Annotated in this window: 14 protein-coding genes; 2 read left to right on the top strand and 12 right to left on the bottom strand. The window is 51.0% G+C overall.

Annotation, left to right across the window (positions count from 1 at the left end; all coding sequences use genetic code 11):
- Positions 1 to 63 precede the first annotated feature (63 nt).
- The 10 genes from QZQ08_RS08965 to QZQ08_RS08920 form a co-directional block, all read right to left on the bottom strand.
- On the bottom strand, positions 64 to 1488 hold the full coding sequence (locus QZQ08_RS08965; RefSeq protein ID WP_296331060.1) for a sodium:alanine symporter family protein: 1425 nt from the start codon (positions 1486 to 1488) through the stop codon (positions 64 to 66).
- Between the two features lie 127 nt (positions 1489 to 1615).
- On the bottom strand, positions 1616 to 2458 hold the full coding sequence (locus QZQ08_RS08960; RefSeq protein WP_296331057.1) for a mechanosensitive ion channel family protein: 843 nt from the start codon (positions 2456 to 2458) through the stop codon (positions 1616 to 1618).
- A gap of 222 nt (positions 2459 to 2680) precedes the next feature.
- Positions 2681 to 3382 (bottom strand): (Fe-S)-binding protein, encoded by a 702-nt coding sequence (locus tag QZQ08_RS08955; RefSeq protein WP_296331054.1) that lies wholly within the window; start codon positions 3380 to 3382, stop codon positions 2681 to 2683.
- Positions 3383 to 3394: 12 nt separating this feature from the next.
- Positions 3395 to 4276, bottom strand: a complete 882-nt coding sequence (locus tag QZQ08_RS08950; RefSeq protein ID WP_296331051.1) for a DMT family transporter — start codon at positions 4274 to 4276, stop codon at positions 3395 to 3397.
- Positions 4277 to 4399: 123 nt separating this feature from the next.
- On the bottom strand, positions 4400 to 4834 hold the full coding sequence (locus tag QZQ08_RS08945) for a PPC domain-containing DNA-binding protein (protein ID WP_296331048.1): 435 nt from the start codon (positions 4832 to 4834) through the stop codon (positions 4400 to 4402).
- A 10-nt stretch (positions 4835 to 4844) separates the two neighbouring features.
- Entirely contained in the window at positions 4845 to 5465 is a 621-nt protein-coding gene (locus QZQ08_RS08940; protein ID WP_296331046.1) for an ECF transporter S component, read from the bottom strand.
- Between the two features lie 80 nt (positions 5466 to 5545).
- Positions 5546 to 5902 (bottom strand): hypothetical protein, encoded by a 357-nt coding sequence (locus tag QZQ08_RS08935; RefSeq protein WP_296331043.1) that lies wholly within the window; start codon positions 5900 to 5902, stop codon positions 5546 to 5548.
- Between the two features lie 623 nt (positions 5903 to 6525).
- Positions 6526 to 8436, bottom strand: coding sequence for a PTS fructose transporter subunit IIABC (locus tag QZQ08_RS08930; RefSeq protein ID WP_296331040.1), 1911 nt, complete (start codon positions 8434 to 8436; stop codon positions 6526 to 6528).
- 1 nt (position 8437) lies between these two features.
- A complete protein-coding gene (gene pfkB, locus QZQ08_RS08925) occupies positions 8438 to 9343 on the bottom strand; it encodes a 1-phosphofructokinase (protein WP_296331037.1) in 906 nt (301 codons plus the stop codon).
- Entirely contained in the window at positions 9340 to 10281 is a 942-nt protein-coding gene (locus QZQ08_RS08920; protein WP_296331035.1) for a ChbG/HpnK family deacetylase, read from the bottom strand. The genes pfkB and QZQ08_RS08920 overlap by 4 nt, the downstream gene beginning before the upstream one ends.
- Positions 10282 to 10401: 120 nt before the next feature.
- Here QZQ08_RS08920 and QZQ08_RS08915 point away from each other — a divergent pair, with 120 nt between their 5' ends.
- Positions 10402 to 11853, top strand: coding sequence for an Ada metal-binding domain-containing protein (locus QZQ08_RS08915; RefSeq protein WP_296331032.1), 1452 nt, complete (start codon positions 10402 to 10404; stop codon positions 11851 to 11853).
- Positions 11854 to 11872: 19 nt separating this feature from the next.
- Positions 11873 to 12415, top strand: coding sequence for a methylated-DNA--[protein]-cysteine S-methyltransferase (locus QZQ08_RS08910; protein WP_296331029.1), 543 nt, complete (start codon positions 11873 to 11875; stop codon positions 12413 to 12415).
- A gap of 185 nt (positions 12416 to 12600) precedes the next feature.
- Here QZQ08_RS08910 and QZQ08_RS08905 read toward each other — a convergent pair whose 3' ends face one another.
- On the bottom strand, positions 12601 to 13482 hold the full coding sequence (locus QZQ08_RS08905; RefSeq protein ID WP_296331026.1) for a DMT family transporter: 882 nt from the start codon (positions 13480 to 13482) through the stop codon (positions 12601 to 12603).
- Between the two features lie 67 nt (positions 13483 to 13549).
- Positions 13550 to 14038, bottom strand: a complete 489-nt coding sequence (locus QZQ08_RS08900; RefSeq protein WP_296331024.1) for an N-acetyltransferase — start codon at positions 14036 to 14038, stop codon at positions 13550 to 13552.
- Positions 14039 to 14123: the final 85 nt, after the last annotated feature.

The raw sequence follows: 14123 nt of genomic DNA, 5'->3' as shown, positions 1-14123 counted from the left end.
CCAAAAGATTTCCTGTATGTCTTTTTATATGTCCTATTTCATTTTACAATTAACCATCTTTTCTTACTTCCTTTCCTCAAAGGTACCGAAACTGACAATGGGCGGGTGCTCCCCCCGTTCATACGCAGGCATATAGCGGTCCCAGAAGTCCTTTACAAGGCGCATGATCTCCTTTTGCTGCGTAAAGACAAAAAGCAATGTCATCATGACATAAACAGCAGACAAGATATCGGTCATGGCCCAAAGGGCATCGGCTTTGATGTCATACATGATGACACAAGGGACCATATAGTAAAGCATGTAAATTTTTACGGCAACCCGATTGCGAGCCGTGTCCCCAAAGGCATAGTTGATGGATTTTTCGCAGCTGTAATACATCCCCACAATGGTCGTCCAAGCAAAGATCGCGATGGCAATGGCCATGAACCAAGCCCCAAAAATCCCATAAGCTTCCCGGAACGCCACGGTCGTAAGGCGGGCACTGTCAACCCCCGGATGGGTCACATAGACGTTGGTCAGGATAATCGACAGGGCAGTCACGCTGCAGACCACGATTGTATCGAGAAAGACTTCCCCCCAGCCCCATGAGGCCTGCCGCACAGGATGATCCGTACGGGCCGAGGCATGGGCAATGATTCCATACCCAGTCCCGGCATCATTGGAATAAAGCCCTCTGGCAATTCCATAGCGAAGGGCATCTTTTACCGTAGCCCCGGCAAATCCGCCTACAGCAGCAGTCGGTGTAAACGCGCTTTCAATGATGATCATGAGGGCCTTGGGCACATCGGCCAGATGGATAAAAAGGATCCCTACCCCTCCGAGAATATACAGCAGGGCCATAAAAGGTACCATCTTTTCCATGACGGCACTGATTCTCTTGAGGCCGCCAAAGATCGTTGCAAAGCAGGTCACGCCAAGGACAGCCACACTGATCCGCGGATCAAGGCCAAAGCCCTCCTGCATCGCACCAACCACGGACTCAGTTTGCACGCAGTCCGTCCAAGGGCCCAAGGTAAAGCAGGCAATGGCAAGGAGGATGGCGCCTTTTTTCCAGCCCAAGGCATTTTTCATCACAAAGGAGCGGTCACACATATATTCATCCATGGATTTTGAATACTTCACGCGGAAACGCTGACCCAAGATGATTTCACACGCTTTCGTGGACATTCCCAAAAAGCCGGAGACCCACATCCAAAACACAGCCCCCGGACCACCGGATACGATTGCCGTTGCCACGCCGCCAATATTTCCGACACCGATTGTATTTGCCATGGCCGTGCAGGCGGCTGCAAATCCTGAGACCGTGCCCTGCCCTTCCCCATGGTCAAACATGCGGCCAAAGGTATTGCGAAAATGAAACGCATAATAGCGGAAATTATAACGGAACCGAAACCGGATACTCAAATAAAGCCCCGTTCCCAATAGAACCACAATCATGGGAGTCCCCCAGAGCGCGTCCGAGAGTGCAGTTAAAAAAGATAAGATCATCTGCATTCCTTCCTTTCTTCATCTTGTCTTCCTGCGACCCCACAGGCTGCAGCCGAGGGGCCTTTTACTATAATCCTGCTTTGCTTTCTTCTTTCTTGCTCCACCCTTACCTCAAAACGGCATCTATCTAATCATGGCGCACGAGAAGTTCAATTCCTTCCTGTCCGTAGACCCGAATGATTTCCTTGATGAACTGGTGACGGATCTTGGTCTCATCAACGATATTGCGGATGCGCAGGACAACCTTCAAGGTAATTCCATATTCTCCCATTTTATCATACCGTACAGCCGGCATAAATCCCTTGACGCCATACTGGCTCCGCTCCAGGATGCTGCGTGCAACCCCGAGGGTGACCCGCTCAACCTCTTCCAAGTCATTTCCATAAGTGATGGTCAGCGGGATAGCAATCGTGCATTCTGCCTGAGGCTGCTCGTAGTTGGTAATGATTGAGGCCGCAATGCTTTTGTTAGGGACAATGATCATATTTCCTGTTGACGTCCGAAGTGTCGTATTGCGCCAGTTCATATCGACAACCCGACCTGATTCGCCGCTGGAAAGGCTAATATAGTCCCCCATATGGACCTGACGGGAAACGATTGTGGTAATGCCGGAAAACAAATTGTTCAGCGTGTCCTGCAGGGCTAGGGCTGAAGCCAGTCCTCCAGCTCCCAAAGCGGTCAGCAAGGGAGAAATGGAAATCCCGTAGGAACTAAGGATAATGAGGAATCCTGCCATATAGATTGCTAGATCAATGACCGTCGTCAAGATGGACATGGAAGATGATTCGCTTTCCCGCCGCGTCATCCTTGCCTTGATCAAAGAAGAAGACAAATGAGCAATAAAAAAGGTCACCGTAATGAGGAGCAGACTGCGAAAATGATTTTCCATCAACTCCTTGATGAACCAAGGAACATTAAGGAACTCTTTGGCCATACGGCTTCCTGCCAGCATACCCACCAGGGTTGGCATGAAACGAAAGGTACTTTTCCACGTCTTTTCCTTGATACGGGTGATTTTCACCAAGATTACGATCAAAAAACGGAATACAAAATGAAAAAGGAGGATACCCAGTAAATTAAAGAAAATAAAAGCTAGAAAATGTACATGCGGTCCTCCGTGCTTTAGCTCATCTTTTACAGTGGCCAATATTGATTCATCCATGATTTGTGCATAGGTCCTTTCTTGATGGAATCATCCACGTTCCATATGATCCATAGATTTGCTCACTGCCAGGTTAAGGCGCTTATCATCCTGCCATTTTGCCTTGTCAAGCGCCCGGTGCCATGCCTTTATATCAAGGGAACCTGGTCTTGTTTCTTCCCCCATGATGAGGTCCAAGAGGTAAAACGGCCGCTTGCCGCCCAAGGAAAGCATCTTCATACAAGTAAGGCAATAGGTAAGGACATTCTCACAGGGCAGCTGGGAAACGCAGCAATCAAGCGCATGAAAGGCATCCTCGTCAGCTCCGTGCTTAAAAAAGGAATTGCCGCAACACAGGGATTGGTCCCTATTAAAAGGAGCTTCCTGTATGGTGATTCCCATTTTTCGAAGCAGGCTGCGCACACTGATATAAAAGGAATCCCGCCCCCTTACCGGGCAGGAATCGTGAATGGTCAGCGTCAGCTGGTCATAGCGCGGCAAAGAAAAGGCATCCAGGCGATCAATATATTCATATAAAGACAATGTGCGGATGCCCTCATAACGGGTCCGCCAGTGATTGTCGCAGGAAGGACAGACATTGAGGATGACCGCGCCTTCGGGCAGTTGGGGGTTCCTCCGGCAGCAGATGCCGTGTGGCCTAAGTGAAGGATCCAAGGCATGAAGCTTTTCATAGACCCGTTCAGCGAGGTTCGGCTTATAAAGGCACAGGCCGCAGCTAGGGTTAAAAAACATGGATCAGTCTCCTTACTTTTCGTTGACGGCAGATCGGATCTCCTCGACAGCCGTTGGCAAAAGGATCAGCACCGCTCCTAGGAGCATGGCAGGCGTGAAGCGTTCATGGAGCAAAAACCTAGAAAGAAGGACGGCCACAATAGGGTCGATATAAGTATATAGAGCAATGGCGGCAGCCTCCAGTTTGGGCAGGGCTCCAAAGAAAAGTACATACGTAAATCCTGTTACAAAAAGGCTCAAAAACAGCAGATAGCCCCATTCGCTTCCTGTCAGCATAAAATGGGAGACGTCTTCCGTCCAGAGCACATAGGGAAAAAGGATCAGGGCGGCCAAAATGAGTTCCACAATGGTCGATTCGTAAGGAGTGAGGTCTCCCAAAGTCTTATTGATCATCATGACGCAGGCATAAAAGAAAGCCGCCAGGAGACCATAGAGCATGCCCTGTACATTGGCCCCACCGGCTTTTTCAAAGATGCCGGAGACAAGGATCATGCCACAAAAAGCAAGGAGCACGCTGAGGACCTTACCTTTCGTAAGCCCTTCGTCAAAAACAAAGGGCGAAAAAAAGAGCACCAAGATAGGCGCCAGATAGTAGCAAATGACCGCCACGGCTACGCTCGTGCTGGCAAAAGCCTTAAAGAGAAAAATCCAGTTAAGCCCCATGGCAAGGCCGCAGCAAAAGAGCCTGTATTTTCGCTCCCACAGGTTATTCCAGCGCAGTTTCTCTTTTTTGACGCAGGCAAAGAAAAAAAGAAAAAAGCCGCCCAAAAGCGCGCGGCAGAAGGCAATGACGCTTTCTGGAAGCGGAATATGGCGCACAATGGGCCCGACCGCAGCAAAGACAAGCATGGAGAAGATGAGGGAAAAACGGGCTTTTGCTGACGAAGAAATCATGGCGGCCTTCCTTTCTATGAAGATTGCATGTTTTATATTTTAATGGAAAAAGATAGAAAAGAGCAAGAAAAAAGCTGAAACAAAAAATTGTCCCAGCTTTTTACTATGAAATTGTATCGAATTTTACGCCTTTTGAGAAAGATTCCACATATTAAACCCTAAGGATTCGTCCCGTTTCCGCACGAGAGTGGTGTCAAAACAGGTGACGACGATTTCGGCGGTTATGCCAATAATGCCCGAGACCATATGACCGCCCCAAGTCGTGCCCCCTTCCCCGCCAAGGGCAATGTGGAAATGACCATAGGGTTTTTCCTGAAGCCTATCGAGGGTTCCTGTAAGGGAAATGATTTCCTTGATTCCGTAAAGTTTTGTTTCCCGGTATTCTTTCCGGTCAAGGTGATAAAGTCCCAGCGTAACTTCACGAACAGCACCGATGCCCTGGATCATGGCAAAGGTGATGTTCTCTTTTTCAGCAAGGGCAACAAGGCTGTCGTGAATTTCTTCGCCGATTGCAAGACGGACCACAAAGTGCTTTTCGTCAATTTTTCGATATTCCATGAGTTGGCTCCTACCGGTCAAGACGGTTTACGATTTCCGTTAAGGCCACACTGGCCTTTTTATACACAAGATAGGTCAAAAAGCTTACGATGCCATATTTAATGAGATTAAAAGGCAGGACTGTAAATAAGAGGTAATCCATAAGGGATTGGGCCAAGGGATTGACGGCATGCCCCATCTTGGGGATGGTTTCAAGAGGAATCCCGTAGAGCTTCACATACATGGGAATGGCAAAGTAATAGTTTGTCACAACAGCAAAGATGCTGGCAATAAGAGAGCCTGCCACAAGGGCATAGAGGGCGCCTTTTTTCGAATGATGGAGATGGTAGAAAATGGTGCTTGGCACAACATAGGCAATGGAACAGAAAAGGTTCATAACCTCGCCCACAAGGGCGCTGTTTGTCCCGATGATAACAAGCTTCAGGAGAATCTTGACAAAGGCAGCCAAAGCTCCGGCAATGGGTCCCAGGAAAAAGCCGCCAAAAAGGGCCGGCATATCGGAAATCTCAAATTTCATGTAGGCCGGTGCAAAGGGCAAGGGAAATTCAAAACTCATGAGAAGAAAGGATAAGGCCCCCAAAAGGCCAATAAAAACGACGGCACGCGTCGTCAGCGGGCGATTGACAAACATAATGCCTCCCAAAAAATAAGCCAAATGGCAATTTTGACATAGGAAAAGGGGTGCCATGAAAGCACCCCTGGAATTCCTTCTTAGAGAAGGACTTCTTTATTTTCCAGGATGAAGAGACAAATCGTGCAGGACGGACAGAAGCAGTATTTCTTGCCTTCGGCCTTCAGTTCGTGAGCGTTTTGGGCAAGCTGGGCTGCCGTTTCTTCACCGAAGGCCTTCCTGCCTGCATCAGACTCGAAGAACGGAATGACGTCATCAAGCGTGTTGATGTCTTCTTCCGCTTCCTTTAAAAGCTTAGCGTTCATTTCCTGCTGACGGTCCGTACCAACGGCTTTAAGCCATTCCGTACAGACAGCTTTCAGTTCAGGACAGCTGGACGGCAGCGTGCGAAGTTCTTCCACCTTGGCTCTGATCGTATCAAACGTAACGGTTGACATGGGACGCCCCTCCTTATTGTTGTAGATACACTCTCATTCTACCATGAAGCTTTCTGAATGACAAGAGAGTGGCCGTTGGTGGGAGAAGGGAAAAATTGGACTAAGTCGATGTAAAATGTGTCGTTATCCCCAGGGCCTAGCTCATCAAAGAGAAGCTTTTTCATTCTTCGGTCCACAAGGGACCCTCTGCTTTGTCGGCCGCGCCCCAATCTCCACAACAAATAGCTCTAGCTGCAAGGAAATTCACGCGACGCCCATCTAATTTTGATGGCACCGCTTCGGAGAACCTTATCGCATCAGCTCCCGCGACGCTGTGCTAGAAGATTGCTGGCGGCTCAGGGCCGCCGTCGTCGCTGGGGCCGGGAGCTTCTTGCAGCGGGAACCATCTTGAGACAAATTTGCAAAATGCAAATGGCAGAAAGGCCGAGAGGGAAAGGACGCTAAAGACGGTGAGCCAAGAAACCGGATGGTAAAAGCTGAAAATTGTGGTCCTAGAGCATCCATTTTAAAGGTTAGGGAGAAAGGGTGCGATGCCGTACCCTTTATTTTTAAAATTACAATTTTACCCATAAAAGAAGAGGCTGTAAAAAATATGACAGTCATTTTTCACAGCCTCTCTGAGCTTATACTTTTTTCTTTAACACGCCTAGAAGGACCGCCCCGAGGACGGAGCCTGCAGCAAGGGAGATAAGATACATACCGGCATTTTGGACGACACCAAACACGAAAATCCCGCCGTGAGGCGCAGGCACGGAACAGCCGAAATACATGCTGAGGGCCCCTGCTACAGCGGCACCAATGGCGCAGGAAGGAATGACCCTCATCGGATCTTCAGCGGCAAAAGGAATGGCACCTTCCGTAATGAAGGCAAGGCCCATGACAAAAGTCGACACAAAGGACTTGCGGTCCTTATCCGTAAACTTGCTGCGGAAGCACTGCGTGGCAAGGGCGATGGCTACAGGGGGAACCATCCCACCAATCATGACGGCGGCCATGAAGGGGGACGAAACGGCGGTACCATCGGCACCAGCAAGGGAAGCCGTGCCGAAGACGTAGGCAGCCTTATTGAGCGGTCCGCCAAAGTCGATGCTCATCATGCCGCCCAGGATAAAGCCCATGAGGACTTTGCTCACGCCCCCCATATGGGCCAGAGACCCGGTCACCCATTGGTTGAAGGACGTCATGACGGGGTTGATGACGCCGGTCATAAGGGCCCCAATGAGAAGGAGACCGATGACGGGATAGATAAGGATTGGTTTCAGACTTTCAAGGGATTGAGGCAGTCCGCTTACGAGTTTCTTTAAAAGGAGAATGAGATATCCTGCCGCAAAACCGCCGATAAGCGCCCCAAAGAAACCGCTGCCACCAGCACTTGCAAGGGCGCCGGCCATGATACCGACAAGAAGACCCGGCCGATCAGCAATGCTCTGGCTAATGAAGCCTGAGAGCATGGGCATCATGAAGCCAAAGGCCATGCCGCCCGTATTTTTGAGAAAGGCCGCAAAAGGCGTGCTGCTCCCAAACTTGGCCGTCCCGGCTGCACCCATGTCGGCAAGGAAGGCAAGGGCGATAAGGATCCCGCCGCCGATGACGAAGGGCAGCATATGGGAAACGCCATCCATGAGATGCTTATAGATCTTACGGACGCCGCTTTCTGCCGTATCTTCCGCAGCAGCTTCACTCCGATTGGTCTCCCCTTCAAAAATGGGGGCTTTCCCCGAAAGGGCTTCATCAAGAAGGGCGTCGGCTTTATTGATGCCGTCGGCGACTTTCACGATCACAACCCGTTTTCCTTTGAACCGGTTCATGGGAACGTATTTATCGGCAGCGACAATAATGCCTTCCGCGCCTTTGATTTCCTCAGCCGTGAGGGCATGCTTGACGCCGCTTTGTCCATTGGTTTCAACTTTGATGGAAATGCCGCGTTTCATCGCATGTTGCTCCAAGCTTTCGGCCGCCATATAGGTGTGGGCAATGCCGGTCGGGCAGGCCGTGACGGCAAGGACCTGGTAGGCTCCTTTCTTTTCTGCTGCCGCAGCAGGCGCGGAGGGTTCTGCAGGTGCCTCGTCAGCAAACTTTTCAGTTTCGGCTTTTATGATGAGGGCAAACAGCTCATCCTCATTTTTTACGGCCATGAGGCCATCAATGAAATCAGGGTCCATGAGGAGAGTTGAAAGGCGGCTCAAGACGTCCAAATGGACGTTGTCCTTGCTCTCCGGTGCGGCAATGAGGAAAAAAAGTTTGGCCGGCTGCCCGTCCAAGGAATCAAATTCCACGCCGTCAAGGCAGCGCATAAAAGCAAGACCAGGACGTGTGACAGCACCCGTCTTGGCATGAGGAATGGCAACGCCTTCGCCAACACCCGTACTGCCTTCTTCCTCTCGCTTGAGGACGCAGGCTTCGTACGTGTCCACATCGGCGACATTCCCCTGTTTGGCCATAAGCCCCACCAAGGTATGGAGGGCGTTTATTTTGTCAGTGGCGTGACCTTCTAAGAGGATACTCTCTTTTTTGAGCAGATCCGTAATTTTCATGTCATTCTCCCTTTTCAATCAGTTCTTTCAAGGCTTTCCTACTTGCTAGGTGCATCGAAAAGGCCGTTGCACTGCCGGCACAGATACCCCAGTGGAGGGCCTTTGCATAATCACCAGTCGTTTCGCAGCCAGCAAGGAAACCTGCGACCATACTGTCACCAGCACCGACCGTATTGAGGACCTGTCCCTTAGGGGCCCCGTGGTAATGGGTATAGCCGTTTTCGTCGACAAGGAGGGCGCCCTCCCCGCCTAAGGACACAAGGACATTCCGCGCTCCCTGCTGCTGCATCTGCCGCGCCGCAGCTTCGATGGCGTTAAGGCAAGCAAGCTTTTTGCCCACGATTTCCTCAAGTTCTTCCCGATTTGGTTTTACGAGAAATGGATGATTGGGCAGTGCTTTTTTAAGGAGCATACCCGTTGCATCGACAACGCAGCGCGTGCCCCGAGCTTCCATCATCGCGGCAAGGTCCGCATAGAGCGTATCAGCGGCCTTTTTAGGGGCGCTCCCGGAAAGGACAAGGATGTCATCTTTCCGTAGGTCTTCCAGAAGGGCCGTAAGATCGGCCAGTTCCTTATCCCCTACTTCCGGTCCTGCCCCATTGATAGCTGTTTCTTCCTTCCCTCGCACTTTCACATTGATGCGGGTCAAGCCTTTTTCAGCGGGAAGGAGCTGGACCTTGATGTCTTCTTTTTGAACAAGGCGTTCCAGGTCATCGCCCGTAAAGCCCGCTTTGAAGCCAAGTACCGTTGTCTCGACGCCAAGACGGGAAAGGACGATGGACACATTGATGCCCTTACCGCCCGGATAGATGGCTTCCTTTGTGCTGCGGTTGATTGTGCCAACCGTAAGGTCATCCACGTCAACAACATAGTCAAGGGAAGGATTTAAGGTCACAGTATAAATCATGGCTTTTTCCTTTCTTGGGCAAGGTCCCTGAAATTCATGACACGGATGGCCAGGGCTTGACAAATGGATCGATTTCCCTCATCGGTTACAGCCGCAAGTTCTGTTTCAAAGCTATGGTCCCAGTGCGCGTCAGCGGAAAGAATGGCATCATCAAGGCCAGGATGGACCATGATTTCCGTAATTCCTTGGTAATGGCTCAAAAGAATCTGGCGAATGGTCTTTTTATCCACAGCCCGTCCTGCCACAATGCCGCCAAAGGCATCAGGCACGGCAAGATGAAAGGCTTTGGCCTTTTTGCGGGCCCGCTCACTAAGGACGTGAAGCCCGGCCCGCCCCACTTGCTCACCAAAGTTCCTGAGCGTCGTCCTGCGCAGGTCCACAGGAATGGAGGGAATGCGCATCGCCGGAATTTCGTAGCGGGCACACAGGTCGAGCGCTGCATCGATGAGGCCAGGCAGGACATGCATATGCTGATGACTGTCCACATGGGTCGGAATAAGGCCGGAAGCAAGGAACTTCTTAATCTGGGCTTCCCATTCGTGACGCACATCGCTCATGCGGATTCTGCCTCTCGCATAGGCTTTGACAAAGGCCCCATGGTCCGCGTAAAAGCGGCCCGTCTTGGGGTCGATGAGGGAAGGAATCTCTGCCGGCGCAAGGACCGGCATTCCATCAACAACCGTCAAATGAACTCCGACACCGAGCTCGGGCAGCTCCTTTGCCGTCTTTACCGCGTCAGCAAAGGCATTTCCCATGACCATAAGGGTTGCCGAGCGGATGAGCCCATTTTGGCAGCCTTCCCGAACGGCTCCGTTGATGAGTTCGTGACGGCCAAAATCGTCGGCGTTCACAATGATTCCTATCTTGTTCACAGCAGCAAATTCCTCTTTTCTATGGCGGACCCATGCCCGCTTTGATAAACCACAAAATTTTACCATATCTGGAAGCATCCTTGCAACGCAGGAAGGAAAAACTCCCTTATCTATCCATGTCCGAAAACCGCGGGATTTTTTCTTAGAATCGTGGTATAGTGAGGAAAAAGGAGGTGTTTCCCACCTATGAAGATCCCCGAAAAGGAAGCCTATGAAGCCTACCGCAGCTGTGACGCGTCCTACGACGGTTCGCTTTTTGTCGGCATCCGCTCGACAGGCATCTACTGCCGCCCCATCTGCCCTGCCCGCCGGGCCAGTGCAAAAAACTGCCGTTTTTTCTCAAGCGCGGCCGAAGCAGAAGCGGCAGGCTTTCGCCCTTGCCTGATTTGCCACCCAGAACGGCCTTCCTTTTCGGCAAGCCTTCTGGGAACGGATAGCCTTGCGGAAAAGATGGCTGCCTACTTATGGGCCCACGCCAGCGGTCCCCTTTCCCTTGAAGGGATGGCTGCGCGCTTTGGCTATTCAAGCCGTCACATGCGCCGCGCTTTTATGGACCAGTTCCATGTCGCGCCCATTACCTATCTGGAAACCTGCCGGCTGCTCCTTGCTAAGGCCCTGCTCCAGGGTTCGTCCCTTTCCATTGCAGAGATTGCCCTCGCCTCCGGCTTTGGCAGCACAAGACGGCTGAATGAACTTTTTCAGGAACGTTATCACTTGCCGCCAACGGCCCTGCACCGACTGGCCTCATCACAGCCTGCATTGGGGACGCTGACGCTCACCCTCACCTATCGCCCGCCCTATCTTGCGGCGCCGCTTTTTGCCTTTTTGGAAGGGCGCGCCATAAAAGGCATTGAAAACGTGACTCACGGTATCTATGAGCGAACCGTATCCCTTGAAGGAAAAAATGGAGAACCCTGTCAGGGTATCATTTCCGTTGCGCCCACAAAAAAGGACGATGCCCTCATCCTGACCCTTTCAGATACCCTGCTTCCCGTCCTCTCGGATGTTATATTTCGGGTCTCAAGGCAGTTTGATCTGGCGGCCTTTCCGGGAAACGTCGCTGCCGTGCTTTGCGCCATGAATGATGATTTTCCCGGCACTTTTATGGAAGGAATCCGCATTCCCGGTGCCTTTGACGGTTTTGAAACGGCCGTGCGGGCCATCTTGGGACAGCAGATTACAGTGAAAGCGGCCGGTACTCTTGCCTCACGATTCGTGGCGACCTTGGGGACCCCCATTGAAACAGGCCATCCCGGACTTACCCATCTTTTCCCCACACCGAATAAAATCCTTTCCTACGGAGAAGGCCTTGCCGATGAACTGGGAAAACTAGGAATCATCTCCTCCCGCGCCGCGGCCATCAGAGCCCTTGCACAGGCCCTTGTGGAGGGCTCCCTGCGCCTTGACGGCACAAGGACCCGGGAGGAAACCAAAAAAGCACTGTTATCGCTTAAAGGCATTGGCCATTGGACAAGTGACTATATTGCTATGCGTGTCCTGAAAGACCCGGATATTTTTCTTGAGAACGATGCGGGCATCAAACATGCCATGCCCGGCACAACGCCGAAAAAGCGCCTGACCCTTGCCGAAGCGTGGCGGCCTTTCCGCAGCTATGCGACAGTGAGCCTATGGCGCTAAGGAAAAGAAAGGAAGAACAATGATCTATCAAGCCATTTTCGCCTCCCCCTTGGGAGATATTTCCATCCAAAGTGACGGCAAACATGTGACTGCCCTTTATTTTGTGGGACAGCGCTATGACGGGACCTTGGAACAGGGAGCTTCTAAGTCCCTGGAAGCGCTGCCCCTTTGGAAAACTATTGAGACCTACCTAACGCGCTATTTTAAGGGAGAAAAGCCTGACCCACAGAAGCTTCCCTTGGCACCGCAGGGGACGGCCTTCCAAAAACGAGTATGGCAAAAGCTTCTTGCCATCCCTTATGGGGAAGTGACGACCTATGGGGCCATTGCCGCCGAAATTGCCCAGGAAACTGGTAAATCGCACTTTTCTGCCCAAGCCGTGGGAAACGCCGTTGGGCGAAACCCCATTTCCATCATCATTCCCTGCCACCGCGTGATTGGAAAAGATGGATCGCTGACAGGATATGCGGGCGGCATAGAGCGGAAGAAGTGGCTGCTGGAAAGGGAAGGAAGGCGGGCAGCGCCTGACTATTTACCTGAAGCACGAATTGCACCGATTTGATGAAATAGGTAAGCCCATTGCACTTTTAAAGATATTTTTAAGGCAATGGGCTCATGACCTAACGTATAACGGACCATCAATCCCACAATCAGGAACGAAATATCGGACGAATCGACATGCCTCCATTGCATCCATAAAATAAGGAATTAAGCAATGGAGACAAGCTATTGTGGAGAATCAGGCGTTTAATGATTTGACTGCTTTTTCAATTGAATCTGACTGATGACAATCCCCATCAGCATAAATAGACACCCCACCAGTTCCCTTCCGGACAGGACTTCCCCCAAGATCAGCCAACCGCCGATAACGCTGAAGACGGTCTCCAAACTTAAAAGCAGTGACGCTTCGGTCGGAGCCACGCCGCGCTGGCCGATAAACTGAAAGGAATAAGCAAGGCCGCCGCCCAAAAAGCCGCAGTACAAGATGGGCCAAAGGGCAGACCGGATATTTTCCAACGTAATGACTTCACCGGCAAGGTGACTTAAGGCAAGGTTATAGATTCCAGCGAAAAAGAATTCCACTGCAACAAGGGTAAACCCCGCATAATGAACGGACCAGCGGTCCACAAGGAGGATATATACAGACCAGATAACGGAACAAATAGCAATCAGGATATCACCTCGGTTAAAAGAAGCGCCATCCGTCGGATACGCAAGAAAATACATGCCGATCATGGCAAGAAGGCTGCCGATGAGGGCGGTCCTGCGAAGAGGCTTCCCCAAAAAGTAAGCAAAAAAAGGCACGATGACAATATAAAGGCTCGTAATGAACCCCGCCTTGCCCGCTGTCGTAGAGAACATTCCCAGCTGCTGAAAACCCGTTCCCGCCGTGAGGAAGATGGCAAGGATAGCCGCCGCAAGAACAAGGGGAAAAGGCTTTTTCCCTTCGTGGAGTGTATGGTTATGATACCGCTGTTCCCAATAGACAATGGGCAGCATGGATAAAACCCCAACAAGATAACGGATACCCATAAAGGAAAAGGCCCCGAGAAACTGTGTACTGATACGCTGGGCTGACAGCGTACCTCCCCAGAGGAGTGCCGCCGCAATTAGGAGAATACGCGCCATAAGAAACATTCCTTTCTATTTCATATCCATATATTATACGAAAAGAAAAGGAGAGCGTCCACAGCCTTTAGGAAAATTCCTTCACCATGACGATTTCTTCCTCCGTCTCCCCTTTGACGACAGTCAAGGATTCAAAGCCCAGTTTTTGGTAGAGGAACCGGGCTGGATTGGAGACCTGGACCGAAAGGGAAAGGGCCGGATAGCCAATGAGCTTTGCCTCTTTCATAAGTTTTTTCAGAAGCCTTGTGCCCAGTCCTTTGCCCCTGTGGGACGCACTGATGGAAAGAACAAGGGAAGGGATATCCTTATTGATATGGGAATAATCCTTCATGATGCGGGCCCATACCGTGCCGATCACATGCTGCTTCCACTCCGCCGCAAAGCCAAAATCCGAATCATTTTGCCCAAACCCATGAGTATAAAGTCTCAGTTCGGGCATATCCAGGATCTTTTTGGACGGCTTCTTCCGTCCTTTGGGAACATAGATTGTTTCATAAAGAAAGTTGGGCAGCAGCGTATAATCTCGTTTTTCCAAGGGACGAATGTGGTAATCCATGATGACCTCCTTTTAGCAAAAAGTGCCACAAAAAAGGTTCTTTGTCAAATTTTGGGGTGCTAAAGTATCTATGCACTCCTGGAGA

Origin of the sequence: uncultured Acidaminococcus sp. (assembly GCA_900538365.1) — a bacterium.
In the GTDB taxonomy this organism is placed as follows: Bacteria; Bacillota; Negativicutes; order Acidaminococcales; family Acidaminococcaceae; genus Acidaminococcus.
The sequence above is the reverse complement of the archived record's forward strand: the minus strand, read 5'-3'. Positions and strand labels throughout refer to the sequence as shown.

What these genes read in the sequence shown, in the direction of transcription:
- QZQ08_RS08965 (WP_296331060.1), bottom strand. Translation starts at nt 1,488, where the DNA reads ATGATCTTATCTTTTTTAACTGCACTCTCGGACGCGCTCTGGGGGACT.
- QZQ08_RS08960 (WP_296331057.1), bottom strand. Translation starts at nt 2,458, where the DNA reads ATGCCAACCCTGGTGGGTATGCTGGCAGGAAGCCGTATGGCCAAAGAG.
- QZQ08_RS08955 (WP_296331054.1), bottom strand. Translation starts at nt 3,382, where the DNA reads ATGTTTTTTAACCCTAGCTGCGGCCTGTGCCTTTATAAGCCGAACCTC.
- QZQ08_RS08950 (WP_296331051.1), bottom strand. Translation starts at nt 4,276, where the DNA reads ATGATTTCTTCGTCAGCAAAAGCCCGTTTTTCCCTCATCTTCTCCATG.
- QZQ08_RS08945 (WP_296331048.1), bottom strand. Translation starts at nt 4,834, where the DNA reads ATGGAATATCGAAAAATTGACGAAAAGCACTTTGTGGTCCGTCTTGCA.
- QZQ08_RS08940 (WP_296331046.1), bottom strand. Translation starts at nt 5,465, where the DNA reads ATGTTTGTCAATCGCCCGCTGACGACGCGTGCCGTCGTTTTTATTGGC.
- QZQ08_RS08935 (WP_296331043.1), bottom strand. Translation starts at nt 5,902, where the DNA reads ATGTCAACCGTTACGTTTGATACGATCAGAGCCAAGGTGGAAGAACTT.
- QZQ08_RS08930 (WP_296331040.1), bottom strand. Translation starts at nt 8,436, where the DNA reads ATGAAAATTACGGATCTGCTCAAAAAAGAGAGTATCCTCTTAGAAGGT.
- pfkB (WP_296331037.1), bottom strand. Translation starts at nt 9,343, where the DNA reads ATGATTTATACTGTGACCTTAAATCCTTCCCTTGACTATGTTGTTGAC.
- QZQ08_RS08920 (WP_296331035.1), bottom strand. Translation starts at nt 10,281, where the DNA reads ATGGTAAAATTTTGTGGTTTATCAAAGCGGGCATGGGTCCGCCATAGA.
- QZQ08_RS08915 (WP_296331032.1), top strand. Translation starts at nt 10,402, where the DNA reads ATGAAGATCCCCGAAAAGGAAGCCTATGAAGCCTACCGCAGCTGTGAC.
- QZQ08_RS08910 (WP_296331029.1), top strand. Translation starts at nt 11,873, where the DNA reads ATGATCTATCAAGCCATTTTCGCCTCCCCCTTGGGAGATATTTCCATC.
- QZQ08_RS08905 (WP_296331026.1), bottom strand. Translation starts at nt 13,482, where the DNA reads ATGGCGCGTATTCTCCTAATTGCGGCGGCACTCCTCTGGGGAGGTACG.
- QZQ08_RS08900 (WP_296331024.1), bottom strand. Translation starts at nt 14,038, where the DNA reads ATGGATTACCACATTCGTCCCTTGGAAAAACGAGATTATACGCTGCTG.